The following is a 24,499-nucleotide window of genomic DNA, read 5'->3' as shown; positions in this document are numbered from 1 at the left end:
AATCTCGAAGGTGGGGCGTGATGGGTATGGCGTTGAGGACTAAGTACGTGACGACAGTCTCGCGGCCTTGACCTAAATCAGTCAAATCCATCTAAAATGCCTATGTCGATAAACCCCGCAAATAAGAGAAGGCAGATGACGTCGCTCGATAACATTGATCTCAATCTGCTGCGGGTCTTTCATGCCATCGTGGAGGAGCGGAGCCTGACGCGCGCGGGGGAAAGGCTTGCGCTATCGCAGCCGGCAGTCAGCTATGCGCTGGGCCGCCTGCGGGCTCTGTTCGACGATCCGCTGTTTGTTCGTACGCGTTCAGGCATGCAGCCGACGCCGGTCGCCCTGGAGCTGGCGGAGATCGTGGGGCGGGCGCTCGATACGGTGCGCGAGGCGCTTCGGTACGCTGAATCGTTCGAGCCCGCGGTGAGCACGCGCACGTTCCGGCTGTCGTTGTCCGATGCAGGGGAAATGGCGTACTTGCCCGCTATTTGCGCGGCGCTGCATGAGCAGGCGCCGCGCATTCGTCTGAGTGTTCGGCCCATGCCAGTCGAGGCCATCGAGGACGCGCTGCGTTCCAGCCGCCTCGACTTCGCGATTGGCAATCACCCCGAGCTTCTAGCCTCGACCAAGCATTGTCTTCTGTTCGAGGAAGACTATGTGTGCATGACGCGGTGGCGAGCCGATCTGCCGCCCGGCGAAAAACTGGGCCTCGACGATTTCCTGAAGGCTTCGCACATCAAGGTGCAGTCGCAGGAGCACAGCCATCACGCGCTCGACGACGCGCTGCGCGCGCAGGGCGTCGGCCGCGACATTGCATTGGAAGTGCCGCATTTCGTCGCCTTGCCCAGCATTCTCACGGTGACGGATCTATACGCGACGTTGCCGCGGCGGCTTGCGAATATTCTCAATCGCGCGGGCGCCTTCCGCATCTATGACCTCCCGGTAAAGCTGCCGCCTGCACCTGTCACGATGCATTGGCACGAGCACTTCCACAAGGAGGACGGCATTGTCTGGATGCGCGAGCTGCTCGCCGGCATCGTCGGACGATTCGATCAGATGAAGTGAGCAGGCCCCCGCGCCGAGCCGGGGCCTGCGGCATGTCTGTCGATGTCAAAGATCCAGTACCAGCACCGGCGTGCGCGAACGCGATACACAGCAGCAGATGACCGCGTTGCTCGCGCGTTCGGCTTTGCTCAGGCAGTGATCCCGATGATCCGGCGTTCCTTCCACGACGTCGACCATGCAGGTCCCGCAAACGCCTTCACCGCAGGACGTTTCGATCTCGACACCGATCGCGGCGAGCGCATCGACGATGCTTTGTCCTTTTTCGACGGTTACGTGCTGGCCGGATTGCGAAAGCCGCACCTCGAAGGTTTCGCATGCATCTGCGCTCGGCGCGGATTCGACTGGGGCGCCGAAGCGCTCGAGATGGATGGCGTCTTCGGGCACGAAGCGGCTTGCGATCCGCGTGACGCGGTCCATGAAAGGCGCCGGGCCGCAGGTATAGACGTGCGTGCCTGCGCCGGCAACGGCCAAGCAGCCTTCGAGCTTCGCATCGAGCGCATCGCGCTCGATCTGCAAATGAAGCTGCACGCAACCGGCAAACGGCGGCTCCGATAGCAATGGCGTAAAGGCGGCGTGGTCGCGGCTGCGAGCGAAGTAGTGCAGCACGAAGCTTGCGTTGTTCTGCGCCAGCCGATACGCCATCGACAGAAGCGGCGTGATGCCGATTCCAGCAGCGATCAGGATTGTCCGATCCGCGTCATGAGCGAGCTGAAACAGGTTGCGGGGCGCGCTGACCCAGAGTTCGCTGCCCACTACGACATCGTCGTGCAGTGAACGGGAGCCTCCCCTTGATTCCTTTTCCTTCTTGACCGCAAAGAGCTGAGCGTGCGCATGGTCAGGATTGCCGCACAAAGAGTACTGGCGGGTGACCCCGGCTGGACTCGTCACGTCGATGTGGGCGCCGGGTTCGTACGCGTCGAACGGATGGCCGTCGACGCGCGATATACGGTAGGAGCGGATGTCCACCGCTTCGTCGCGAACGGCATCGACGCGGACTTTGAGAGAAGAGGCGTTCATGATGAGGGTGTTTCTTCAGTCAGACGATTGGGGGCGATTGCAATCCAGGCACCCCACGATACGAAACATGGCCTCATCAATCAAATAGATGAAAATCGATAAGAGAAATTTGTGCGATCTATAAATCAGCCGCTGCTGGTTCCTCCAAGGTACAGCGGTAACGAGAATCGGCAATCCAGGCCGCCTGATCGGGCTTCTTGCGCCCAGATCCGGCCTCCGTGCCTCGATATGATGTTTTTGCAAAGCGACAAGCCAATTCCGTTGCCACCCGCTTTCGACGACGAAAATCCGTCGAAGAGGCGTTCGTGCCTTCCCGCCTCGACGCCCCGCCCGTTATCGATCACGCGCAACTCCGCGCTGTCTTTCTGTCGAACTGCCTCGATCGTCACGCGCCCGCCGGCGATTCCTTCGGCCGCCAGCGCTTCCGCGGCGTTGAACGCCAGATTGAGGATCACCTGCCCGATCAATACGCGTTCGCACACGACGGGCAGTGGCTCGCTGCTCTGGCTGATATGAACGGTGACGCCTGCTTCCGCCGCCCGCAGTTCTATGAAGTATGAAACGTCGGCGAGGATGTCCTTGAGATCGACGTGGGTCGTGGCCTGCTCGCGCTTGACGATGTACTCGCGCACGCTCTTGAGTATCAACGCTGCGTGCTCTGCTTGGCGGTCGGCACTGCGCAATCCCCAGAGCACCGAGTCCATGCCTTCGGATTGATTCAACCGCTGGATTGCGCCTTCGATGAAGTTGCGCACCGCGGCAAGAGGCTGGCTCAACTCGTGCGCGATGGCAGTCGCCATTTCGCCCATCGCGTTGTACCTGCCCGCGTGCTCGAGCATGCGCGCTTCGACGCGTCTCAGTTCTTCGACTTCGACTTCGTCGCTGATATCGCGAAAGTGGACGACGAGACTGTCCGGATCGCCGTCGATATTCACGCGGCGGCACGTTACGCGAAGCCACCGTTCCTCTCCATCGCGACGAACGATCTTGTAACGCTGCGGTTCGGACGTACGCTCCGAATTCGCGCGATCGAGTTGCAGGCTAAGCTGGTTTCGATCGGCGGGCGCACAGTAGTCCTGCATGCTTCCATTGCTCGGCAGATCTTCGAGGCCCAGCACACGTAGTCCCGATTCGCTGATGTATTCGAATGTGCCTTGGCGGGTCAGCAATGCAACCCCTTCGCTGAGGTCATGCATCAGTTCCCTGAGCCGGGTTTCATACCCGCGCAGCCTTTGCCGCATCGATTCCTCGGCGCTGATGTCGCGGAACTGGACCATGACGACCGCGCGCTCCCGCAGCTGAACGAATGTCGCGATCGCTTCAGACAACATGTCGACACCCGTACGCGAGCGATAGCACCATTCGTAGGCCTGCGGACCTTCCGTTTCGGCACGGTCCATGGCGGCAACCGCAATCTCGCGCCGATACTTCGTGTCGGGCCGGGTCATGTCCGCGGCTTTGAGAGGCAGCAGCTCCTCAAGGGAAAACCCTAGCGCCGAACATGCGGCACGGTTTGCCCATACGATCGCTTTCGATTTCGCGTCGTGAACAAGGACGCACAGCGTCAGTGCGTCGAGAAGGCGATGGAAGTCTTCTTCCGCGGGGAAATTCATGGCGTGGAGTGAAGTCAGGCTATGGGCTCTCCGCAACATACCAACTATAGGCCACGTCCGTGAGTAAAGAATTCTTTAGCGGCGCTGGCGTACCTACGTAATGCCGAAGGCAGCGCCCCAATTGATCGCGTTCTTTTGCCTTTCTAGACTGGTATCGCAGTGCATAGCCATGCACAAACAGACAAATCGAGTAACGAGGAGCACATACCATGTCCGACGCGGCAACCGTCATTCAATCCACCAACGCCCCATGTTTGCAAACCGGTGAGGTTGACCGTGATGCAACAGCGTTGGATCGCGTGATAACAGCGTTGGATCACGTGATTGTAGAGATCGCCACGCGAAGAGAAGAGTTCGAGCAAATCTCCCACGTGCCTCGCGACATGATCGCAAAGCTGAAACAAGCAGGCATCTACCGCGCGGCAACGCCGAAGCGCTTTGGCGGCGATGCGCTTCCTCCGGCGAAGTTTCTGTCGATGATCGAAAGAATCGCCGTTGCCGATGGATCCGCCGCGTGGGTGGCCAGCTTCGGCTCGGCAAACATCTATCTGGCCGCGTTGCCGGTCGAAACGCAGGCCATCATCTATGCGGACGGACCCGACCAGGCTTTCGCCGGAGGGTTGTTCCCGATGCAGCCGGCGCAGCAGGCGGAAGGCGGTTTCATCGTCGATGGCACTTGGAAGTTCGCGAGCGGATGCAAGGGCGCGGATTGGCTTGGCGTGGGGATTGGCGTTGCCAAGGAGGGGAGCCATGCCGGCAAGCCACGGACGGCGGTTTTTGCACCGTCCGAGGTTGAAATCGTGGAGAACTGGGATGTCGTCGGGATGCAGGGCACCGGCAGCCACGACCTGCGTGTCGACAGCAAATTCGTCGACGAGGCGTGGACCTTCGTACGCGGTGGAACCCCCACGATCGATGAGCCTCTCTATCGTTACCCCACGATGGCATACGCGTCACAGGTGCTTGCGGTCGTGAATCTCGGCGTCGCGCGTGCCGCGCTCGACGTCGCGAACAACATGTCGGGCGGCCGGAAGACCACCACCGGTGCGCCTCAGCTTGCGGACCGGGCGTATTACCGCATCGAGCTTGCGAAGGCGGAAGCCCAACTGCGATCCGCTCGCGCGTTCTTTTACGACTCGACCGAAAGCGTATGGGAGTCGATCCTGGCGGGCGACGAGGTGACGCCCGAGCAAATCAGCCTGCTGCGTTTGTCTGCGACGCAGGTTGCCCACCAGGGGGCCGATGTCGTCACTCGCGCGTATCGGCTTGCCGGGACAATGGCGATTTATCGCACGCATCCATTGCAGCGCCTGGTTCGCGATTCCATGGTCGTCACCCAGCATGCTTTCCTCGGTCATGGAAACTACGACGGCGCCGGCGCCGTGTTCGTGGGCGTTCCTCCGATTCCCGGATACCTGTAAGCTCACTCGAATCGAATTTCGACCACTACATTTGGAGCGGATATGACGGCGGATACTCGCAATCTTCCTTTGCGTGTGCTTTTTTGCTGCGGCGTGACGCAGAATTTTTTCGATCTGCCTAGGGATCAAACCGGAGAAGTCTGGCAGGCATACGCAAAGATGCTCGATGCGGTACACACCATGGAGACGGTTCGCGTGATCGGCATCATGGATGACGATCGCCTGACCGTCGGGCAGTCGGATGGCGCGCCGTGGACCTTTTACATCATGGCGGATGTTGCCGACCTCGATGCCGCCGTGGCCGTTTGCAACCTGTATCGGACCACCCCGGTGGGCGAATACAACCTCTGGCGCTACGGAAAGATCGAAGCGCGTGTGGGAAGGCCGTTGAAGGTCCCGCCTACAGCTGCTGCCGCCGCCGCGAATACGAACGCTTGACCTTGGCGTACGCAGGGGGATGTGTGTCCGTTTTCCGACAAGCGTATCTTGTCGGTTGACGGGTCGGTACTTCGCCGATATTGTTTCGGTCCATGGCCGATTCAGAATTCCCTCATCCCGGCGTGACAGTTCGGCAGAACTGTCTCGCGCGATTCCATCTAAGCGTCACGGACGGCGCAAAGATCCTGGGCGTCAGCCGTCAGGCGTTGACCAATTTGCTTAGCGGCAAAGCCGGGATTTCGCCTGAAATGGCGTTAAGACTCGATAAGGCTTTTGGCGGCGGCGCTGAAGTGTGGTTGCAAAGGCAACTGCTTCATGATCTTGCCAACGCGCGCGTGCGGTTTCGTGAGCTCGATGTCGTGGCTGTGGTGCCGGCGCAGCAGGGGGCGTTGTTTTAGTTCGAGTCGTCAGCCGCGCTCATATCGGCGCGGCGGGTCCGGACATGCTCCAGTCGTTGTCGGGCATGTAAGCCTGATCGCCGAAATACATCATTCGCCAATTCTGGAGCTTGGAAAAGTCCTTGCGGAATCCGGCGACCGAGTCGTGCACCAGGTAGTCAAAGAAATCCAATAGATCCTGTCTCTGGCTATCCGATCCTGTAATCAGGCTCACATCTTCATAGGCCCGGGCAAGCGTTGCCTCGCGTAGCGTGAGGCGCTTTCCGTCAATCTTCTTGGTTTCCGCTTCGCCACAGGCTTCATTGACCGCGTTGCCGTTCGCCGTAATGATTTGCAGCTCCTGTCTGACGTTGGGCACCAGGTCGCCGTTGTTCGTTGCTTTCAAGACGTTTTCCGCAGCCGGGACACGCGCTTCAGCGGCGCTGTCATTTTGGAGTTTCGACAGATACGATCTTGCCCGGTATAGCTGAAATAGATGGTCCGAGAATGTCTTCTCGATCGGGCCGCTGGCGTCAGCCGTGCTTTGGTAGCGATCGTACAGAGTGGCGAGCCGCGATGAACAGTTGAACGACGTCTTGACCTGATCCGCGAGAACCTCGAGCGCTTGAAGCGGGACGCCGGCTACTCGGGCAACGCGATACATGTGGTTCAACGGAACCTGGCTCAGCTTGTCTTCATCCTTGAGTGCGCGCGTCTGTTCACCAGGTGCATAGCCGCCGCCTACATCCGAGTGGACACCGGGGTAAGGGACTTCGACGGTATTCGATGGATAGTGCTTGCCGTCGCGAACCGAGTCTAGCGGAAAGGAGTCCCGGACTTCGTGTGCCGCGACGTAGTGTACGCACTGCTCGGCCATTGCCGGGATGCGCAAATCCTTTGCCCAGTCGTAGTGGCCGTTCTTCGGCGCGACGGCAAGACCGACTCCCACCAAAGGCATGATGGCGCCGACTGCGCTCGTCACGACCGGGCTGTGATCCAGCACTTTGGCGCCGCCCGCCAATCCCGCGGAAGCAACGGTATCGAACAGCCCCATGAAATACAGGCGAATCGGATATCCCTGGTAAGACCAGCTTCCATTCTTGTTTTTGCATTCGGCTGCAATTCGGATGGCGAACGCACGGGCCAGGGCCGAGCCGCGCGAAAACCCGAACAGCGCGAAATTGATCATGCGGATGGGCTGTGTCGGATTCTTGGCGCGTGCCGCTGCCTTTTTGATGTGGTTGTCGAATTCCATGCGCGCTCGCTGCAGCCGATTCTCGCCGCCTGCGCCGAAGGCCAATCCCATCGTGCTGTTGTCATGCTCCCCGATCTCCGGATATGGGGTGCCTAGGCCAGGGATATAGACCTTGTACGTGCTCGACGAGTCATCATCGACGGCGTGTGCGGCCCACAAGCGCGAGACGTTGCTCTGCTTCTGTCTTGGCGTGTCGTGATAGAGATTGTTGCCGGTGCCGTCGAAGAAAATGGAAATCCAGACATTTTGTGAGCAATCCGGCGTGCCGGGTTTTTTCGCCTGGTCCAGGCACGCCATCGCTTGCGACCGTTGCTTGCGCTCTTCCAGTGTCAAGGGACGCAGGCCGGCCGTGTCGGGGATTTGCGTATCGTCGAGCATATTGTTTTTGCTATCGGTTAGCGAACGAACGGCAAGCGCCGCTCAAGCTTCAGCCTCGGGGGCGATGGGCCGTCTTGTCCGGATATCGCTGCTTCCAGATGTCCGTCGGGGAAGAAATGAATTTCCAGGTAAGAAGCGTCGTCGGGAATGGAGCCTTTGACTTCGACTTTCGCATCGATATAGCCGCCGGCGGGTTCGACGATCTTTCGCGGCGGATAGGATTCGAGGGCGTCTTTGCGATATCGCACCGTTATCCAGAAGGGCGTCTTCGTCGAGCGGGCCAAGGTGACGCAGCAAACGCTTGATCCGCCGCCGTTGGTGGGCGTGCTGAGTTCGAGGTTGCCCGCCCAGGCGTCATTCACAGAAAATTCCGAAATGGCGCGATCGGTATAGTCATAGCCTACGATGGCGAGTTCATGAGGTTCCTTTGCGCGGCTTGAGAGCGCGACAACTGCGCACAATCCCAACCCGACGAATCCGGCGATCCTGGCAAATGTCTTGATTTTCACGCTTGATCCCGTTCGTTCAATTTGGCCAGCAGCTCGAGTCGCGCCCGATCCGCCAGCAGGGTTGTGCTATTGCGTTCTTCGTCCGAGGCGCTGGCCACTGCCGCTTCGACAATCCGGTAGCGAATATGAGGTTCGAATGCCGATGTCAAATCGTCGTCCGTCCTTTCAAGGATATAAAGGACCGAGTCAGGCACGGCCGCGTCGATGAACGCCGCAGCCTGCTGCTCGCTGAGCCGCAGCGGTGCGCGATAGTCGTCACGGGACTCGTCGTTCCCCGTCAGCCGTTGTAGCGCCCGCTCTCGATCGAGAAACCACCATTCGCGCGATATCCGGAAAAAGCTCCGCTGCTGCTCCGCAGTAAGGGCGCTTGCCAAGATCGGCAGCGTGCGGGAATCGAAGAACTTCAGTTGCCATGTTGTCCCGTCTTCGCACTGCAAGGGGAGACGTTCTCGCAATCCCTCCGCCAACCCGTCTATTTCGTGGCGCGAGAATATGAACGACATTCCCCGTGGATCGGCGACACAATGGGTCAATAGCGTCTGGGTCAGCAAGGCGTCCCGATCCGCGGTCAGCTCGACGAGGAAGGGGCCGTACTGCTCGTGTTGAGTTTCACCGCTTGCGTCAAAGATCAACGCAAGCTGACTGGCCGCCTGGGGTTTGATCTGTTCCAGAACGTTTGCGAACAGGGACGGATAGGCGACACCGTAAACCAGGGCGTATGCGTGTCGGTCCGAATGCTCCAGGCGGTATCGAAGAATCGACTCACGAAGGTGTTCCACCAAGGCTTGTTGCTCGGGCATGTTCATACTTTCCCCAGCAGAGAGCCTTGCGAGTATTCAGCGATCAAGCACGGTATGCAGATATTCGACGGCAGCGTCGGCAGGGGGTAAGGAATTTGCGCCGGGCCTGCAAACGCATGCTCCGCACCTTTGATGTCGATATTGCCCGGCGCATGAATTTCGATGTTGCCGTCCTTGACGCGGATATACGCGCCTCCGGCCGTCAGCAAGATCTCTTGCTTGGCTGCCGCCTCGACGGTTTGCGTAGCAGAAAGCACCTTCAACGTTTTCTGTGCGGTCAGCTCGATATTGTCCGAATGCGCTTCGACTTCCACCTTGCCCTTGGCTGCAAACAGCTTCATCCCCGAGTTCTGGACGAACATGCTCAGCTTCTCCGCGACGCTGGCAATCAGCGATTTGCCACTTGCGATATGCGTGCTTTGGCCGCTGATTAGATTCGTATGCGCGTCACTCGAGATATGAGCCGATTGCTGCGTGGACAATGCAATGCCGGACGGACTAGCGAACAGCATCACCGGCTCCGCGAACGCGTTGGCGTTGCCCGTTCCGCCGCCCGCGGTCTTGCCGCCCGACGCCGATCCCGCGACGCTGTTCTGCGTCGCGTCCGTGAACGCCTTCAATGTGTCGTGGCCGTCGTTGAGATTTTCGGCCTGATGCGTGGTGCTCGCGTCGGACATTGCCTCCACGATGCTTTCCGCGTTCACCAGTTGCGAACTCGCTTCACGGACGTCCAACGGCTGGCTGCCCGCGGGATACGTAGTGACGTAAAGCCCCTGACCGGCACGCACCGCGCCATACGCGTCGGACTTCAGATCGAAGCCGCTGCCCAGGTAGGCGCCGCGCGAATTGCCGTTTTGCGCGATCAGGTAGCCCAGATGGAGTTGCGCGTTCGCGCTGGTCGAATACAGATGGATGCGGTTCTGACCGGTCGCATCGTCCATCACCATCTGGTTGTAGCCGCCGCCTTGGAATTCCTTCGACTTGAATCCCGAGAGCAATCCGTTCGAGTGCCATTGCGGCTTGGTCGAGCCGTTATAGACGCGCCCCGTTGCAATCGGCCGGTCGCAATCGCCGCCGATCCAGTCGATCAGCACCTCTTCGCCGACTCGCGGCACATGCACGCTGCCGTATTCGCCGCCCGTATCGGACATGGCGACACGCACCCAGCACGAGGCCTTTTCGTCGCCATCGTTCAGGCGGTCCCAGTGAAAGCGGATTTTGACGCGGTTGAGCGAATCGGTATAGACCTCTTCATCCGCCGGGCCGACGACGATTGCCGTCTGCTTGTGCATCTCGGGCTTGCTGTGCTCGAACGGACTGCGGTACGCCACATTTCGTCGTTGCGCTTCGATCTGGACCAGGAAGAAACCTTCGCCGCCGTCGGCATGTTTGACCGTCGCGGTGCCGGCGAAACCGGAGTGATCGTCTTTGACCGTCGCCAGTTCAGCTTTGAGGCTGTGCGGGAAGTTCGCCGCCCGATTCGGCGCCGGCAGGTTGTTCTCGATAAACCAGGCGGTCTCGATGATCGCGAATTGCCGGTTCTGCGCGCCATCCGCGGCATGCTCGGGATGGTCGTTCAATTCGAACCAGCGGCCGGCGTCGATGCCGCGCACGCCGCCTCCGCCGCAAAAGCGCTTGGCCCGCGACTCCCATTCCTCCATGCGGATCTTCGAGAGCGCATCGCCGCGCGATTGGTCTCCGTACGTGTAAGACCCCGTGTATTCGTAGACCTCGTTTTGTTGCGGCAGATTTCCCTGGTTTGGCATTGCCGGCACGCTGGTGCCCTTGGGATTTGCCGCCGAGCCGGGGGACTTGTAATCGAACGTGCGAGTCGTCAGCGTCGTGCTTTGCAGCGTTCGCGTGCCGGACCACTGCACGAGCGCATCGGTTTCGCTGTTGGCGCCGGCGCGGTAGAACTGGACGGCCTGCGGCGAAAGCGGGGAAAGCGTATCGAGACTATCGGCGACGACCAGCGTATGCGATTTGCCGTCTGCCGCTTGCTCGAAGTAGCCGAATAGCCCCTCGCTTTCCATGATCCGCTGAACGAAGTTCCAATCGTCCTCGTATTGCATGCAGAACGAGCGGGACGGCAAGGCCTTGCCGAGCGCAAAGCGGAATGCCCCCTGCGCTTGCGGATGCTGGTTGAAGACGTCGGTCAGGATCGCATCGGCCGTTTTGTCCTGCCAGACGCGCGCGTCTTTGCGAAAACGCAGGAAGTGCAGCCACGACGCGAAAGCGATCTGGTAGCTCGTCAGGCCGCCGTCGGAGCCCAGCCGCCGGGCGGTATGCACGTAGCCGTGATGAGGTCGATACGAGCTGTCGGTCTGCTGAATCCACAGCGTGACTGGCTGGGCAATCAGCGTTTTTAACTCGATCGCATCGGAGGTGGATACGGTATCGACTGAAAATTCGTAGTCGCGGCCAATACGCGAGCGTGCAATGACTCGCTGAGGCAGCAAAGAATTACCGGGCAGTGGACTGTCCAGTTTCAGCAGCCGATCGCTTTGGATCAGACCGCCACGTAATGTCGAGATTATGTTCTGCGAGCCCACGCTGCCTCTTATTTCCAATTGGCTTCAACGGCATCGTGGGATTCTACAAAATGCTCCTGTTCAAGGCCAGCTGCTTAACTGTTCTTGATAATCGATCGGAATTATTTTCCATATCGCGGCGCGGAGTTTCCTGATTCGGTATTTTTTATAAAGTCGAAACTCGCACGCCGTCGATATTCGGCGATACCTTACCCCGCCAGCTCCCGATGCAAAGCCAGATACTCCTGCGCCAGCTTATGCTTCGGCTCCAGATGAATCATCGGCGTCGCATGCTGATGCGATTCGCGAATCTTTACCGACGACGACAAACGCGAATCCAGCACCGGCAATCCTTCGCTGACCAGTTCGTCGACCAATTGCTGGGGCAGGCTCGCGCGCGGCTGAAACTGGTTGATTACGATTCCCTCGACTTCCAGCGCCGAGTTGTGATCCTGCTGAATCTCTTTGACGTTATCGAGCAGCGTATAAAGCGCGCGACGCGAAAAGTCGTCGCAATCGAACGGAATCAGGCAGCGCTCCACCGCAATCAACGCGGAGCGCGTATAGAAATTCAAAGCGGGCGGCGTATCGATATAAATCGCGTCGTAGATCTCATCGAGCTCGTTCAGCGCATCGCGCAGCTTGTAGATCTTGTAGCGCGACTCGAGCTTGCCGTGCAGCGAGTCGAGATCGGCATGCGCGGGCATCACGTCGAGATTCTCGAACGGCGTCCGGTGAATGAACGACGTCACATCCACCGGCTTGAAGCTGAACGTCAACGACGTTTCGAAGAACGACGCCACGTTCGGGCTCGCTTCGCTCGCGTGTGCGCCGAGCAGGTACTGGCTTGAATTGGCCTGCGCATCGAGGTCGATGACCAGCGTGCGCAGCCCTTCGAACGCGCTGATGGCCGCGAGGTTGCATACGATGGTCGACTTGCCGACACCGCCCTTTTGATTGAATACGACGCGCCGCATCTGTCCCTCTCGCTATGAACTTGGCAAAGGGTGCAGCATACCTTAGCAACCGGGTCGTTCGTGTGGCCAATCGGGCTGCAGCGCGAGGGTCGCATGCGTTGCGGGTTGCGCCGCTAACGATGTGACCCACGATGAATGTAGGAAACGCTTAGCGGAGGGTCGCGATATCGGTCGGCAAGCGCCTGCACGCTGTCGTGTGCGACGGACATCGCCTCGGCGTGCCCCATTAAATGCTTTGCGCTTATCGCCCCGCTGGATTACATTGGCTTTCGCCGTCGAATGGCAGTCGTTGATTCGTTTCTTCCATCTGCAACACGCGTAGTTTTCAAGCGAAGCAAAAGGAGAATCATGAAAGCAACCGATATGTTGAAAGCGCTGGGCGTGGTTGTGTGTATTGCCGTGGCATCGAGCGCCTATGCCCAATCGAGCGACGCCATGTCGAACTCGGGCACGACGTCCGCACAGTCGGCCAAGGCTACCAAGCAGGCCAATCGCAAGCTGGGTCTCGCCGTTCGCAAGGCGCTGGCCAAGGCGCAAGGATTCGATGTTTCGAACGTCTTCGTGCGCGCGCGCGGCGGCGCGGTCACCCTGACCGGCACCGTGCCTGAGAGCGGGCAAATCGCCCAGGCCGAGGAAGTGACGAAGGGCGTGCCCGGCGTGACGTCAGTCTCGAACAAGCTCACGCTCGGAGCGCAAGGCGGCGGCGGGGGCTGATGAGCCTGATTGCAGGCCAACGGGCCTAGTCAAAGGGGACGCCTGGCGTCCCCTTGTCGTTTCGAGCCGCGCTTAATTCGCCTTTACTCATACCAGCGCGGCGTATACACCCACTCGCGTTCCGCATCGCGCCCAAATGCGCGCGTCGTCGACGATCCGACGATCACCATCGTCCGCATATCCACTTGCTCCGAACGCAGCTCGCCGAGCGTCGTCGTCGTGAGCGCGGCGCCTGGACGGCCGATGTCGCGCCCGAGCACGACCTTCGTCGCGGGCGAGCGATATTCGCGGACGATGTCGAGCGCGCGATCGAGTTGCCACGGGCGCGCCCGCGAGACCGGGTTGTAGACAGCCATCACGAGGTCGGCGGTTGCGGCGTGCCGCAGGCGCGTCTCGATGATCGACCACGGCTTCAGGTTGTCCGACAGCGACAGCATGCAGAAGTCGTGGCCAAGCGGTGCGCCCGCTTGCGCGGCGGTCGCCATCGCAGCCGAGACGCCCGGCACGATCTCGAGCTCGACGGCGGCCCATTGTGCGTTGCCCGATGTCTCAAGCGCCTCGAGCACGGCCGCGGCCATGGCGAACACGCCCGGGTCGCCGGACGAGACGACGACGGCCCGGCGTCCCGTGCTCGCGAGCTCGAAGGCGTCGCGCGCACGTTGCAGCTCCTGGCGGTTGTCGGTGCAGTGCAGGCGCTGGCCGGCGCGGAACGGGCCGGCCATCTTGACGTAGGTTTCGTAGCCGAGGATGTCGGACGCCTCGGTCAACGCGGCGCGTGCGGCGGGAACCATCAAGGCCGCGTCGCCCGGGCCAAGGCCGATCACCGTCAGGCGGCCGCGCTTCCGGCCGATGGTTTCGGGATCGAGCGGCGCGTCGGCGATGGCGAGTGCGATGTTTCGATCGGGCGGCGCCGGAGCGTTCAACACGCGATGCGGAGTGCCGATCGCGGCGGCGAGCAGCGCTTCGCCGCTCTGCGCGTCGGCGAAACGCAGCGGCACGCCCAGGGACTCGGCGGCCTTTGCCAGCGAGGCGTCCGTCATCCGGTCGAGCGGCGCGAGCAGCGCTGCGAGCGAAAGCGGCGCGAGCCGCTGAACGTGCAACGCGGCGCGCACGCGCTCGGCGATACGTAGCGCCGCGCCGTCGCCACTGCCGCCATCCTCGACGTGACGAGCGTCATCAAGCAACCCATCCAACCCGGCCGCCGCGACGACACAACGCGGATGAATCACCAGCTGATCGCTGCTGCCATCCCATGCATCGGGACTCACGCGGATTGCGAGCCGCGCCGCCGGCGACTTCGGCAGGCGCACTTCGTCGAGCCACGGTGCGTCGCCTTCGATGCGCATGCTTTCCCCGGCGAGCAGATCGGACACGAAGCGCTTGCCTTGCTCGAGACTCGAAAGCGCGTATCCGTCGGGCGGATTGAGCAGGCAGGCGCCAAAGCGCAGTTCGCCGCTGGTGGTGATGGCGGGCGCGACCGCGAGCGCCTCGCCGATCTCGCGCGCCATGACGTTGACGCCGGCCAGGCCGCCCAAGAGCGGCACGACGGCGCTGCCGTCCTCGGCGACGGCCAGCACGGGCGGCTCGGCGCCCTTGTTGGCGAGGAGCGGCGCCAGCGCGCGGATCACGATGCCCGCTGCACACAGCGCGACGATCGGCGTGCCACGCGCATAGAGATCGCGCAGATGCACGCCGAGCTCGGTGTACGCGACATCGGCGCAATCATCGCCCGCGCTGCCAATGCGGCTCGCCAGGCCATGCACCTGCGCACCCGGATAGCGCGCGGCGATGCGCCGTGCGGTCGCGAGTGCGCCGGGGCCGAGAACGACGACGGCCGGCTCGCGCGCCGCCGCGGGCATGCCTGTATTCACCCCTGCCATTTTTCCCCCGGCACGACGAGCAGTGAGAAATAAGGCGAGGCCATCGGATCGACGTCGGCGAGCGGCACGATGCGCTGGCTCGCCATCGTCGCGCGCTCCACGTACAGCGCGCGCTCGGCGAGCCCGAGTGTGTCGAGCACGCGGCGGACCTTGTCGAAGTTGCGGCCGAGCTTCATCACGACGGCGGCGTCCGCATCGGCGAGACGCCGCTTCAACTCCTCTTCGGGCAGCACGCCCGACAGCACGGAAAGCGTCTGATTCCGGTAGACGAGCGGCGAGCCGAGCACGGCTGCGCCACCCAGCATCGAGCAGACGCCGGGCACGACCTGCGTGTCGAAGCGCGCGGCGAGCCGGTCGTGCAGGTACATGTATGAGCCATAGAAGAACGGATCGCCTTCGCAGATCACGGCCACGTCGCGGCCGGCATCGAGATGTCCCGCGACGACTTCGGCCGCGGTGTCGTAGAAGTCGGCGATCACGGCTTCATACGAAAGCGGCGGCTCGAGCGCTTCGGTCGTCACGGGATAGACGAGCGGCAGGCGCGTTTGCGCCTCGGTCAAATGCGCCTCGATGATGCCGAACGCGTTGCCTTTCTTGCCCTTGGCGACGAAATACGCGACGACCGGCGCGGCCCGCAGCAGGCGCAGCGCTTTCACCGTGATGAGCTCCGGGTCGCCGGGGCCGACGCCGAGGCCGAACAGGCGCCCCGCTTGCGGGCGATCGGGATCGATGCGCGGCATTTATTCGGCCTCCGATGCCAGCGCGTTGACCGCGGCGGCGACCATCGCGCTGCCGCCGCGCCGTCCTTCGACGATCACGTAGGGCACGCCGCGGCTGTCGCCGGCGAGCATCGCCTTCGATTCGGCCGCGCCGACGAAGCCGACCGGGAAGCCGAGGATCAGCGCGGGGCGGGGCGCGCCGGCGTCGAGCATGTCGAGCAGGTGAAAGAGCGCGGTCGGCGCGTTGCCGATCGCGACGATGCTGCCGGCCAGATGCGGCCGCCACAATTCGAGCGCGGCGGCCGAGCGCGTGTTGCCGATCTCGAGCGCGAGATCGGGCACCGACGGCTCGCCTAGCGTGCAGATCACGGGGTTGTTGGCAGGCAGGCGCGCGCGTGTGATGCCTTCGGCGACCATGCGCGCGTCGCAGAGGATCGGCGCGCCGTTCGCGAGCGCGCGGCGCCCGGCTGCGCCGGCGCCTTCGGAAAACCGCAGCGCGTCGACGATGTCGACCATCCCGCAGGCGTGGATCACGCGCACGGCGAGTTTTTCGAGGTCGGCGGGAATGCGGGCGAGGTCGGCCTCCGCGCGGATCGTCGCGAACGATTGGCGGTAGATCTCCTGACCGTCGCGGATGTAGTCAAGCATCAATGGGGCTCCATGGCTGCCGATTCGCGCAGATGGTCGGCGGCCTCGTCGATGGTCAGATGATGCGCGATGCAGCGGCCGAAGCCAGGTTGGCGTGCGTCGCGCTCGTAAAGGTCGTAGCGGCCGGGCGCCGTGGCGAGCAGCGTGTGCGGCGCGACATGGGCCGCGGCGCAGGAGCGCGGGCAGCCGCTCAGATGGACTTGCGCGCCTGCGGGCAGGCGCCCGGCGAGATGCAGGGCGTCTGCCTTCGTGTCGGCGAGGCCCTTCGCGCAGCCGGCCGAGCCTGCGCAGGCGATGAGGCGCGCCAGCGGGTCGTCGGGGCTGCAGGCGAGGCCGAGTGCGGCGAAGCCGGCGAGCGCATCCGGTACATGGTGGCTGGGGACGCCGGGCAGCAGCACGCTTTGCCATGGCGTCATGCGCAGCGTCGCGTTGCCGAGATCGCGCGCGAGGGTCGCGAGACCCCGCAGCGTCGGCGCGTTCAAGCGGCCGAGCGGGGGCTGGCCGCCTGCGTGCCGGAGGCCGGGTTCGCGCTGCGGGTGTGCGCCGAGACGCAATGCGGCGTCGGCCGGGGCGCGGCGCCATGCATCGATGGGCTCGCCGCGCAGGAGCGGGAAAGCGAGGCGTGCCTGCAGGCGCTGCATCACTTCGTCGATCGAATGAACCGCGAGCAGGTCGCGCATGCGCGTGACGCCCGCCGGCCCGGCGAGATCGAGGAAGGTGTGGAGCAGCGCTGCGGTCAACGCGACAGCCTGCGATAGAGGGACTGCTGCGAGTGCTGCGCGAGGCGCGCCGGCGTGTTTGTCTTCGCCGCCTGGGCCGGCAATCGGCGGACACCCCGCCAGCCCGAACGCGATGATCGGTTCGCCGCTGCTCACGCCGGGCATGGCGGCAAGCCAGATGTCGTGCGGATGATCGAGCATCGCCAGGCGCTCGCCACCGTCAAGCAGCAGTGCGAACTTCGCGGATAGCGTGTGAAGGCGCCTATCGGTTCGCAGCCGCTCCAGGATCTCGTGCGCGATCGGGGTGGTGTCGACGAGCGCCTGCGGATCGAGGCCCGCCGCCGGGCTGACCATGACGTTGCGCACGTCGTCGGCTGCCAAGGCGCTGGGGGCGGATTGTGCGGGCTGGCCAAGAGCCGATGGCGAATCCCGCCGCCCGTGCGGTCCGAAGCCGGCATCGACGAGCGCTTGCGTCAGCGCAGTCTCGAGCCCGGCCCGTACGCCGCGCAGCTGCAGGTTCGCGCGATTGGTCGCTTCGATGACGCCCGATGCGTATCGCTCGGCCGCATCCGCAAGTGCGATTGCCTGCCCGGCGTGCAGTTCGCCGCACGGGAGCTTGACCCGGCAGATGCCCCCGTCGAGCGCGGCCGTGATGCGCGCGAGTCCGGGGCAAGCCGTGGGGCGTGGCGCATCGGACTTCGTGGGGGCGGGCATGGCTCGATTCGACAGTGCACTGGGTTGGCTTTGCGCCATACGGTTGCGGGAGGCGGACAGTTGCGCCGTGTTTCCTTCAGGGCCCCGGAAGGGGCGCCGGCGAACGCTGTATTATGCCTTTTTTCCCCGAGCGCAAATCCGCGGCGGCCTCGTCAGGCTTGCCGCGGACGGTTAATCGAGATTGAAAGAGAGGATGGGCGGATGCCGGTGTGGCTGACCGTGGTAGGCATTGGAGATGACGGTTTCGCCGGCTTGGGGCGCTCGGCGCGGCGTGCGCTCGTCGAGGCGTCGGTCGTGTACGGCGGCGAGCGGCATCTCGCGATGCTGCCCACGCGGCTTGCCGCGCGGCGCGAAGCGTGGCCGCGGCCATTCGATCTCGCGCGTCTCCTGGAGCATCGGCATCGCGAGGCGCGGGTCTGCGTGCTCGCGAGCGGCGATCCGATGCTGTTCGGCGTCGGCGCGACGCTCGCTCGCCAGTTGCCTGCGGGCGAGATGCGCGTGCTGCCCGCGCCGTCGTCGCTGTCGCTGGCGGCCGCGCGTCTTGGCTGGCCGCTCCAGGACGTGACGGCGGTGTCGCTCGTCGGCAGGCCGCTTGCCGCGTTGAACGCGCACCTTCGGCATGGCGCACGCCTGTTCGTGCTGAGCAGCGGCGGCGAGACGCCCGCGGCGGTCGCGGAGCTGGCGGCCGCGCGCGGCTTCGGCGCGAGCCGCATGATCGTGCTGGAGCATTTGGGCGGCGCGCAAGAACGCATCGTCGAGGCCAGCGCCGATGAATGGCGCGATCGTTCGAACCGAAACGGAGCCGAGGCCGAAGGAGCGATCGCCGCCTTGAACCTCGTCGCGCTCGAATGCCGCGCCACCTCAGGCGCGCCGGGCCTGCCCCTGACCCCCGGCTTGCCCGACGACGCTTATCTCCACGACGGACAACTGACCAAGCGCGACGTGCGCGCCATGACGCTCGCCCGGCTCGCGCCGCGCCCCGGCGAATTGCTCTGGGATGTCGGCGCGGGATGCGGCTCGATCGGCATCGAATGGATGCGCTCGCATCCGTCCTGCCGCGCCATCGCCATCGAAGCGAACGAGGCGCGCCAGCGTTTCATCGAGCACAACCGCGACGCACTCGGCGTCCCCGCGTTGCAGCTCGTGCCGGGACGCGCACCCGGCGCACTCGACGGCCTTCCCGCGCCCGATGCGGTTTTCATCGGCGGCGGCGTGACCGCGCCGGGCGTGCTCGACGCCTGCTGGCAGCGTCTCGCGGGCGGCGGACGCCTGATCGCGAACGCGGTCACGCTGCAAGGCGAGGCGGTGCTCGTCCAATGGCGCGAGCAGCATGGCGGCACGCTGACGCGCCTCGCCGTGGCCGTTGCGCAACCGTTGGGCGGCTTCGATACCTGGCGGCCGGCGTTGCCGATCACGCTGCTCGAGATCGCCAAGCCGCGCGGCGGATCGTGATGAACCCGTGACGAGCCCGTGATGCGTGACGAAACGCCAGAGCATTCCAGGCCGCTGAGAAGCGGCTACACGACCGGCAGCTGCGCGACGGCTACCTCGCTGGCTGCCGCGCGCCTGCTGCTGACCGGCATCGCCAGCGACGTCGCGGAGATCGTGCTGCCCAAGGGCCAGCATGTGCCGATGCGGCTGACCTTCTGCCGCTTGATCGACGAAGCCGCGGGCGCGGCGGGCGGCGCCGAGGCGGGCACCGTCAAGGACGCCGGCGACGACCCCGACGTCACGCATGGCGCCGTCGTGTTCGCGCGCGTGCATTTGTCTCCGGAGCCCGGTGTGCGTTTCCACGCGGGTCCCGGCGTCGGCACCGTCACGCGTGCGGGGCTGACGCTCGCCGTCGGTGAACCGGCGATCAACCCCGTGCCGCGCCAGATGATGACGGCTCATCTGGCCGAGCTCGCGGCCCGGCACGGCTACGCGGGCGGCTTCGACGTGACGATCGGCGTCGAGGGCGGCGAGGCGCTGGCGTTGAAGACGATGAACCCGCGGCTCGGGATCGTCGGCGGCTTGTCGATTCTCGGCACCACGGGCATCGTGCGGCCGTTCTCGTGCTCGGCGTATATCGCGTCGATTCATCAAGGCATCGACGTGGCGCGCGCCAACGGCTACCGCCACATCGCCGCGTGCACGGGCAACGCGAGCGAAGACGCGATGCGCGCGCACTACGGCCTGCCCGACATCGCGCTGATCGAAATGGGCGACTTCGCCGGCGCGGTGTTCAAGCACCTGCGCCGCGCGCCCGTCGACAAGCTCAGCATGTGCGGCGGCTTCGGCAAGCTGAGCAAGCTCGCTGCGGGGCACCTCGATTTGCACAGCAGCCATTCGAGCATCGATTTGCCGCAGCTCGCCGCATGGGCTGCCGAGCATGGCGCCAGCGCGGCGCTGCAAGCAGCGATTTGCGCGGCCAACACGAGCCAGCAGGCGCTCGCGCTCGCGAGGCAGGAGGGCGTGGCGCTTGGCGATATCGTCTGCACCCACGCGCTGCGCGTCGCGCGCGGCATCGTGCCGCCGGAGGTTGCCGTCGAAATGTTCGCGATCGACCGGCAGGGCAATATCGTCGGAGCCGCGCGATGACGACGGCAACCGCATCGAAGCGCATCCTCCTGCTCGGCGGCACCGGCGATGCGTTGAAGATCGCGCGGCAGCTTTCGCGCGAGCACGTGTACAGCCTCGCCGGTCTTGGCAAGGTGCCGGCCGATCTGGCATGCGCGGTACGCGTGGGCGGCTTCGGCGGCGCGCAAGGGCTCGAGCGTTATCTGGCCGACGAGGGCATCGGGCTCGTGGTCGACGCGACCCATCCCTATGCCGCGCAAATCAGCGCCAACGCGGCGGCTGCGAGCCGGGCCGCGGGCGTGCCGTATTGGGCGCTGCGCCGTGCGGCCTGGGAGCCTCGGGCGGGCGACGACTGGCGGATGGTCGCGGGCTGGGATGGCATCGTCGAAGCGCTCGCGCCGTTTGCGCGTCCGCTCTTCACGCTCGGCCGCGAACCGCTCGCGCATCTCGACGAGATTCCCGAGCATCAGTACTGGTTCGTGCGCTGCCTCGACGCGCATCCGGGCAACGCGCGCTCGCGCGTGATCGATGCGCGCGGGCCGTTCACCGAAGCCGGCGAGCGCGCGCTCTTCGATGCGCAGTCGATCGACGTCATCGTCAGCAAGAACAGCGGTGGCGGCGCGACCGAGGCGAAGCTTGCCGTCGCGCGCGAGCGGGGGCTGCCGGTCGTGATGCTGCGGCGTCGGCCACTGCCCGCCGCCGATCGCGAATTCGATAGCCCGGAGAGCCTGTCGCGAGCGATCGAGACGCTGGCGCAATGACGGCGGCGCGGCCGCCGCGGATCGAGCGTGCGCGCGTTTCACCAAGGAACATCACTGCATCACGGAGCACGGCATGACGGTATTTTTCATCGGCGCGGGCCCTGGCGACCCGGAGCTCATCACGGTCAAAGGACAGCGGCTCGTGCGCAGCTGCCCCGTCATCCTGTACGCGGGGTCGCTCGTCCCTCAGGCCGTGCTCGAAGGCCATCGCGCCGAGCGCGTCGTGAACACGGCCGATCTCGATCTCGACGAGATCGTCGCGCTGCTCGAAGAGGCGCATCACAAAGGGCTGGACGTCGCGCGCGTGCATTCGGGCGACCCGTCGCTATACGGCGCGATCGGCGAGCAGATCCGGCGCTTGCGCGAGTTGCGGATTCCCTACGAGATCGTTCCGGGCGTGACGGCGACGGCCGCTTGCGCGGCCGCGCTCGGCTGCGAGCTGACGCTGCCGGATATTTCGCAGACGCTCATCCTCACGCGCTACGCCACGAAGACATCGATGCCCGAAGGCGAAGCGCTCGCAGACCTGGCGCGCCATCGCGCGACGATGGCGATCCATCTCGGCGTGCGGCACCTCGCGCGCATCGTCGACGAACTGCGACCGCACTACGGCGCCGATTGCCCGATCGCGGTGATCTACCGCGCGAGCTGGCCCGACGAGGAACGCGTGACGGGCTCGCTCGCCGATATCGTCGGCAAGGTGCAGTCGACCAACATCGAGCGGACCGCGCTGATCCTGGTCGGGCGGGTGCTGGCTGCGGAGGGGTTCAGCGACTCGACGCTGTATGCGAAGGCGGACGGTTGACGCGCGAACTGCTTTTCTGCGTCAAAGCCGCTGCGCCTGAGCGAGCGCCAGAATCCGCGTCCAGCGGTCCGCATCGCGCTTGCTCGGCATCGGCAGCTTCCATTCGGCGCGGCCTTTGTCGCGGACCTTCACGATCACGTACCAGCGCCCGTCCACGTCTTTCGCCGCGCAATTGTGCAGGTCCGTGAGCGTGTACTCACCTTCAGCGCCATCGAGCGACAGCCACAGCAGCCCCTTCGTTGCCGACAGGCGGATGCCGCCCCACGCTTGCACGAGCGCATGCGTCCAGCCGCCCTCCTTCGTATTCGGCGCGATCTCGCGGCGGCGCTGAATCCAGCGGGCCGCCAGCGCGGCGACCGCGAGCACGGCGACGATCGAAATCCGGATTGCGGCGGGCTTGCCGAGATCGGCCGCGATAACGTCGAACGAATACACCGCGCCGACGACCAGCGCGCCCAGAACCATTAAAACGATGATGATCGGCATCTTGGCCTCTTGTGTCGATCAGAGTTGGCGCTTTAGCGCCTACTCTGATCCCATGCTGTGGTTGCTTGGAGTTAGCGCTTTAGCGCTTACTCCAAGCCCTCAGCGATCGATCAGAGTTGGCGCTTTTCTCACCTGCTCAAGCGATGCACGTCGTGCGTCACGAAGCCGGAGTCGTTATCCGGCAACTCGAGCCACGATTCGTTCTCGAGCGTCTTGCGGATATCGGCGAGACCGGCCGACCAGTGGTTGCGCATCGTCGATGCGCCGAACTGGTAGTCCTTGTAGTCGTGCTCGTACTTCTGCTGCTGATAGATCAGGTGCAGCACGTTGTAGCGCTTGCCGCACGACAGGTCTTCAGCGAGCTTGCACCACGGGTCGTCCTTGCGAAGCTGCTCCGGCACCCGGCCGAGCACTTCGCGCAGCACGTTGCGAAAGCGCTGCTCGCGCTGCAGCACGTCGGTGACGAAGCGCGTGCGGCTCGAGTACTGGATGTCCTTAGTGCGCTCGGCGACGTCCGACAGGCTGTCCGGCACCGGCCCGCGCGCGCTCCACAAGTCGACCTGGAACGCGAGCGTGTCGCGGCGCGGCGACGCGTGCAGCACTTCCAGCAGCGGCGTGTTCGACACCACGCCGCCGTCCCAGTAGAACTGGCCGTCGATTTCCATCGGCGCGAATGCCGGCGGCAGCGCGCCCGACGCCATGAAGTGCTCGGCGCGCAGCGTGATGCGCGTGTTGTCGAAGTAGGCGAAGTTGCCCGTCGCGACGTTCACCGCACCGACCGACACGCGCGTCTCGCCGGAATTGATCCGGTCGAAATCGCACAACTGCTCGAGCGTGGATTTCAGCGGCGCCGTGTCGTACCAGCTTGCGGTGTCGGGGCTGCTCGACACCCAGGGAAGCGGCGTCGGCTTGCGCGGCTGAAAGAAGCCGTTTTGCCCCTGCAGCACGGCGCTCGCCGCCTGGAAGGCGGTGAGCATCGCGCGCGTCGCCTCGGTGCCGTTGAACAGCGCGTGCTCGAAGGCGCGCGGCAGCGGCGGCGTGGCGGCGGGCCGGCAGATCGTCTCCCAGAACTCATGCAGGCGGTGGACGCGATGCTCCGGCGCGTTGCCCGCGATGACCGCCGTGTTGAGCGCGCCGATCGAGATGCCGGCGATCCAGTTCAGCGGGATGCCGGCTTCGTGCAGGCCCTCGAAGACGCCGGCCTGATAGGCGCCGAGCGCGCCGCCGCCCTGCAGCACGAGCGCGATGGTCTCGTACGGCAGGTGGCGCACGTGGCGTTCGTGATGCGGGTGCGCGTGCGGAACGGCACCCGTCTCGACGTTGACGCCGGCGGGATCGGCCGCCTGCCTTTCCGTTTTGGCGTGCGGCTTCATTGCATGAACCAGCCGTGGCTGACGATGAACGACTGACCCGTGAGCGCCGCGCTCGGGAAGGCCGAGAGGAACAGCACCGTCTGCGCGACGTCCTCGACCGTGGTGAACACGCCGTCCACGGTCTGGCCGAGCATCACCTTCTTGACCACGTCCTCTTCGCTGATGCCGAGCTCCTTGGCCTGCTCGGGAATCTGCTTGTCGACGAGCGGCGTGCGCACGAAGCCGGGGCACACCACATGCGAGCGCACGTTGTGCGCCGCGCCTTCCTTGGCGAGCACGCGCGCGAGACCGAGCAGCGCATGCTTGGCCGCCACATAGGCCGACTTCAGCGGCGACGCCTCGTGCGAATGCACCGAGCCCATGTAGATCACGGTGCCGCCGCGATTGTCCTTGTACATGTGCTTGAGCGCGGCCTTGGTGGTGAGGAACGCGCCGTCGACGTGGATCGCCTGCATCTTCTTCCAGTCGGAGAACGCGTAGTTCTCGATCGGATTGACGATCTGGATGCCGGCGTTCGAGACGAGGATGTCGATCGAGCCGAACTCGGCGGCGACCTTGTCGATGCCCTGGTTGACCGCTTCTTCGTTGGTGACGTCCATCGCCACGCCGATGGCCTTGCCGCCGGCCTGCTTGATCTCGTCGGCCACCGCCTGCGCGCCCGCGAGGTTCAAGTCGGCGATCGCCACCGCGGCGCCCGCCTTCGAGAGCGTGAATGCGATTTCCTTGCCGATGCCGCTTGCGGCGCC

23 protein-coding genes are annotated in these 24,499 nt (G+C 64.2%); 9 read left to right on the top strand and 14 right to left on the bottom strand.

Translation table 11 applies throughout. From position 1 onward, the window contains the following. The first annotated feature begins 135 nt into the window (after positions 1 to 135). A complete protein-coding gene (locus tag FAZ69_RS14080) occupies positions 136 to 1,059 on the top strand; it encodes a LysR family transcriptional regulator (RefSeq protein ID WP_136895468.1) in 924 nt (307 codons plus the stop codon). 45 nt (positions 1,060 to 1,104) lie between these two features. Here the strand turns inward: FAZ69_RS14080 and FAZ69_RS14075 are convergent, their stop codons facing one another. Next, positions 1,105 to 2,076 carry a PDR/VanB family oxidoreductase gene (locus FAZ69_RS14075; RefSeq protein ID WP_136895466.1) on the bottom strand — a complete coding sequence of 324 codons (972 nt, stop codon included), beginning with the start codon at positions 2,074 to 2,076 and terminating at the stop codon, positions 1,105 to 1,107. A gap of 125 nt (positions 2,077 to 2,201) precedes the next feature. Next, positions 2,202 to 3,689 carry an ATP-binding protein gene (locus tag FAZ69_RS14070; RefSeq protein ID WP_136895464.1) on the bottom strand — a complete coding sequence of 496 codons (1,488 nt, stop codon included), beginning with the start codon at positions 3,687 to 3,689 and terminating at the stop codon, positions 2,202 to 2,204. A gap of 209 nt (positions 3,690 to 3,898) precedes the next feature. Between FAZ69_RS14070 and FAZ69_RS14065 the strand changes: the two genes are divergently transcribed. The 3 genes from FAZ69_RS14065 (at position 3,899) to FAZ69_RS14055 (ending at position 5,946) form a co-directional block, all read left to right on the top strand. Beyond that, complete coding sequence (locus FAZ69_RS14065) at positions 3,899 to 5,110, top strand: acyl-CoA dehydrogenase family protein (protein ID WP_136895462.1); 1,212 nt, start codon at positions 3,899 to 3,901, stop codon at positions 5,108 to 5,110. Between the two features lie 42 nt (positions 5,111 to 5,152). After that, the gene (locus tag FAZ69_RS14060; RefSeq protein ID WP_136895460.1) at positions 5,153 to 5,548 is read left to right on the top strand and encodes a hypothetical protein; all 396 of its coding nucleotides are present in this window, start codon (positions 5,153 to 5,155) and stop codon (positions 5,546 to 5,548) included. A gap of 92 nt (positions 5,549 to 5,640) precedes the next feature. Next, the gene (locus FAZ69_RS14055; protein WP_136895458.1) at positions 5,641 to 5,946 is read left to right on the top strand and encodes a HigA family addiction module antitoxin; all 306 of its coding nucleotides are present in this window, start codon (positions 5,641 to 5,643) and stop codon (positions 5,944 to 5,946) included. Between the two features lie 19 nt (positions 5,947 to 5,965). Here the strand turns inward: FAZ69_RS14055 and FAZ69_RS14050 are convergent, their stop codons facing one another. The 5 genes from FAZ69_RS14050 to FAZ69_RS14030 form a co-directional block, all read right to left on the bottom strand. Continuing rightward, positions 5,966 to 7,558 carry a T6SS phospholipase effector Tle1-like catalytic domain-containing protein gene (locus tag FAZ69_RS14050; RefSeq protein ID WP_136895456.1) on the bottom strand — a complete coding sequence of 531 codons (1,593 nt, stop codon included), beginning with the start codon at positions 7,556 to 7,558 and terminating at the stop codon, positions 5,966 to 5,968. A 17-nt stretch (positions 7,559 to 7,575) separates the two neighbouring features. Then, positions 7,576 to 8,067: a DUF3304 domain-containing protein gene (locus tag FAZ69_RS14045; protein ID WP_169708645.1), complete on the bottom strand. Its 492-nt coding sequence runs from the start codon at positions 8,065 to 8,067 to the stop codon at positions 7,576 to 7,578. Continuing rightward, entirely contained in the window at positions 8,064 to 8,867 is an 804-nt protein-coding gene (locus FAZ69_RS14040; RefSeq protein ID WP_169708644.1) for a DUF4123 domain-containing protein, read from the bottom strand. The genes FAZ69_RS14045 and FAZ69_RS14040 overlap by 4 nt, the downstream gene beginning before the upstream one ends. Before the next feature lie 2 nt (positions 8,868 to 8,869). Then, positions 8,870 to 11,419 (bottom strand): type VI secretion system Vgr family protein, encoded by a 2,550-nt coding sequence (locus FAZ69_RS14035; RefSeq protein ID WP_136895450.1) that lies wholly within the window; start codon positions 11,417 to 11,419, stop codon positions 8,870 to 8,872. A gap of 188 nt (positions 11,420 to 11,607) precedes the next feature. Then, positions 11,608 to 12,375: a ParA family protein gene (locus FAZ69_RS14030; RefSeq protein WP_136895448.1), complete on the bottom strand. Its 768-nt coding sequence runs from the start codon at positions 12,373 to 12,375 to the stop codon at positions 11,608 to 11,610. A 348-nt stretch (positions 12,376 to 12,723) separates the two neighbouring features. Between FAZ69_RS14030 and FAZ69_RS14025 the strand changes: the two genes are divergently transcribed. Continuing rightward, complete coding sequence (locus FAZ69_RS14025) at positions 12,724 to 13,089, top strand: BON domain-containing protein (protein ID WP_136895446.1); 366 nt, start codon at positions 12,724 to 12,726, stop codon at positions 13,087 to 13,089. Positions 13,090 to 13,172: 83 nt separating this feature from the next. Here the strand turns inward: FAZ69_RS14025 and cobJ are convergent, their stop codons facing one another. The 4 genes from cobJ to cobG are packed head-to-tail and all read right to left on the bottom strand — an operon-like array spanning position 13,173 to position 17,769. Then, positions 13,173 to 14,969, bottom strand: a complete 1,797-nt coding sequence (gene cobJ / locus FAZ69_RS14020; RefSeq protein WP_240702231.1) for a precorrin-3B C(17)-methyltransferase — start codon at positions 14,967 to 14,969, stop codon at positions 13,173 to 13,175. Beyond that, positions 14,957 to 15,709, bottom strand: coding sequence for a precorrin-2 C(20)-methyltransferase (locus tag FAZ69_RS14015; RefSeq protein ID WP_136895445.1), 753 nt, complete (start codon positions 15,707 to 15,709; stop codon positions 14,957 to 14,959). Before FAZ69_RS14015 ends, cobJ begins: the two co-directional genes overlap by 13 nt. Continuing rightward, positions 15,710 to 16,336, bottom strand: coding sequence for a precorrin-8X methylmutase (locus FAZ69_RS14010; protein ID WP_136895443.1), 627 nt, complete (start codon positions 16,334 to 16,336; stop codon positions 15,710 to 15,712). It abuts the gene before it with no gap. Continuing rightward, positions 16,336 to 17,769, bottom strand: a complete 1,434-nt coding sequence (gene cobG / locus FAZ69_RS14005) for a precorrin-3B synthase (protein ID WP_240702230.1) — start codon at positions 17,767 to 17,769, stop codon at positions 16,336 to 16,338. Before cobG ends, FAZ69_RS14010 begins: the two co-directional genes overlap by 1 nt. Before the next feature lie 201 nt (positions 17,770 to 17,970). Here cobG and cbiE point away from each other — a divergent pair, with 201 nt between their 5' ends. From cbiE to cobM, 4 genes are all read left to right on the top strand, one after another. After that, positions 17,971 to 19,221 (top strand): precorrin-6y C5,15-methyltransferase (decarboxylating) subunit CbiE, encoded by a 1,251-nt coding sequence (cbiE, locus tag FAZ69_RS14000; protein ID WP_136895439.1) that lies wholly within the window; start codon positions 17,971 to 17,973, stop codon positions 19,219 to 19,221. Between the two features lie 21 nt (positions 19,222 to 19,242). Further along, a complete protein-coding gene (locus tag FAZ69_RS13995; protein WP_136895437.1) occupies positions 19,243 to 20,349 on the top strand; it encodes a cobalt-precorrin-5B (C(1))-methyltransferase in 1,107 nt (368 codons plus the stop codon). Then, positions 20,346 to 21,089, top strand: a complete 744-nt coding sequence (locus FAZ69_RS13990; protein ID WP_136895435.1) for a cobalt-precorrin-6A reductase — start codon at positions 20,346 to 20,348, stop codon at positions 21,087 to 21,089. The genes FAZ69_RS13995 and FAZ69_RS13990 overlap by 4 nt, the downstream gene beginning before the upstream one ends. A 73-nt stretch (positions 21,090 to 21,162) precedes the next feature. Beyond that, positions 21,163 to 21,894 carry a precorrin-4 C(11)-methyltransferase gene (gene cobM, locus FAZ69_RS13985; protein ID WP_136895433.1) on the top strand — a complete coding sequence of 244 codons (732 nt, stop codon included), beginning with the start codon at positions 21,163 to 21,165 and terminating at the stop codon, positions 21,892 to 21,894. Between the two features lie 21 nt (positions 21,895 to 21,915). On the opposite strand, the gene FAZ69_RS13980 is transcribed toward cobM, so the two are convergent. The 3 genes from FAZ69_RS13980 to FAZ69_RS13970 form a co-directional block, all read right to left on the bottom strand. Further along, on the bottom strand, positions 21,916 to 22,380 hold the full coding sequence (locus FAZ69_RS13980; RefSeq protein ID WP_136895431.1) for a hypothetical protein: 465 nt from the start codon (positions 22,378 to 22,380) through the stop codon (positions 21,916 to 21,918). Between the two features lie 128 nt (positions 22,381 to 22,508). Continuing rightward, complete coding sequence (locus FAZ69_RS13975; RefSeq protein ID WP_136895429.1) at positions 22,509 to 23,753, bottom strand: DUF3734 domain-containing protein; 1,245 nt, start codon at positions 23,751 to 23,753, stop codon at positions 22,509 to 22,511. Then, on the bottom strand, positions 23,750 to 24,499 hold a 750-nt coding region (locus FAZ69_RS13970; protein ID WP_136895427.1), incomplete at its 5' end, for a 3-hydroxybutyrate dehydrogenase. The genes FAZ69_RS13970 and FAZ69_RS13975, both read right to left, overlap by 4 nt.

It is taken from the genome of Trinickia terrae, assembly GCF_005144415.1.
GTDB lineage: Bacteria > Pseudomonadota > Gammaproteobacteria > Burkholderiales > Burkholderiaceae > Trinickia_A > Trinickia_A terrae.
Note: the sequence above shows the minus strand (reverse complement) of the source record. Positions and strands in the feature narration are given on the sequence as shown.

Excerpts from the sequence above, each read along its gene's own strand:
- FAZ69_RS13995 (WP_136895437.1), top strand. The coding sequence starts at position 19,243 with ATGCGTGACGAAACGCCAGAGCATTCCAGGCCGCTGAGAAGCGGCTAC.
- cbiE (WP_136895439.1), top strand. The coding sequence starts at position 17,971 with ATGCCGGTGTGGCTGACCGTGGTAGGCATTGGAGATGACGGTTTCGCC.
- FAZ69_RS13975 (WP_136895429.1), bottom strand. The coding sequence starts at position 23,753 with ATGAAGCCGCACGCCAAAACGGAAAGGCAGGCGGCCGATCCCGCCGGC.
- FAZ69_RS13980 (WP_136895431.1), bottom strand. The coding sequence starts at position 22,380 with ATGCCGATCATCATCGTTTTAATGGTTCTGGGCGCGCTGGTCGTCGGC.
- cobJ (WP_240702231.1), bottom strand. The coding sequence starts at position 14,969 with ATGGCAGGGGTGAATACAGGCATGCCCGCGGCGGCGCGCGAGCCGGCC.
- cobG (WP_240702230.1), bottom strand. The coding sequence starts at position 17,769 with ATGCCCGCCCCCACGAAGTCCGATGCGCCACGCCCCACGGCTTGCCCC.
- FAZ69_RS14055 (WP_136895458.1), top strand. The coding sequence starts at position 5,641 with ATGGCCGATTCAGAATTCCCTCATCCCGGCGTGACAGTTCGGCAGAAC.
- FAZ69_RS14060 (WP_136895460.1), top strand. The coding sequence starts at position 5,153 with ATGACGGCGGATACTCGCAATCTTCCTTTGCGTGTGCTTTTTTGCTGC.
- FAZ69_RS14040 (WP_169708644.1), bottom strand. The coding sequence starts at position 8,867 with ATGCCCGAGCAACAAGCCTTGGTGGAACACCTTCGTGAGTCGATTCTT.
- FAZ69_RS14025 (WP_136895446.1), top strand. The coding sequence starts at position 12,724 with ATGAAAGCAACCGATATGTTGAAAGCGCTGGGCGTGGTTGTGTGTATT.
- FAZ69_RS14050 (WP_136895456.1), bottom strand. The coding sequence starts at position 7,558 with ATGCTCGACGATACGCAAATCCCCGACACGGCCGGCCTGCGTCCCTTG.
- FAZ69_RS14070 (WP_136895464.1), bottom strand. The coding sequence starts at position 3,689 with ATGAATTTCCCCGCGGAAGAAGACTTCCATCGCCTTCTCGACGCACTG.
- FAZ69_RS13990 (WP_136895435.1), top strand. The coding sequence starts at position 20,346 with ATGACGACGGCAACCGCATCGAAGCGCATCCTCCTGCTCGGCGGCACC.
- FAZ69_RS14010 (WP_136895443.1), bottom strand. The coding sequence starts at position 16,336 with ATGCTTGACTACATCCGCGACGGTCAGGAGATCTACCGCCAATCGTTC.
- FAZ69_RS14080 (WP_136895468.1), top strand. The coding sequence starts at position 136 with ATGACGTCGCTCGATAACATTGATCTCAATCTGCTGCGGGTCTTTCAT.
- cobM (WP_136895433.1), top strand. The coding sequence starts at position 21,163 with ATGACGGTATTTTTCATCGGCGCGGGCCCTGGCGACCCGGAGCTCATC.
- FAZ69_RS14075 (WP_136895466.1), bottom strand. The coding sequence starts at position 2,076 with ATGAACGCCTCTTCTCTCAAAGTCCGCGTCGATGCCGTTCGCGACGAA.
- FAZ69_RS14030 (WP_136895448.1), bottom strand. The coding sequence starts at position 12,375 with ATGCGGCGCGTCGTATTCAATCAAAAGGGCGGTGTCGGCAAGTCGACC.
- FAZ69_RS14015 (WP_136895445.1), bottom strand. The coding sequence starts at position 15,709 with ATGCCGCGCATCGATCCCGATCGCCCGCAAGCGGGGCGCCTGTTCGGC.
- FAZ69_RS14065 (WP_136895462.1), top strand. The coding sequence starts at position 3,899 with ATGTCCGACGCGGCAACCGTCATTCAATCCACCAACGCCCCATGTTTG.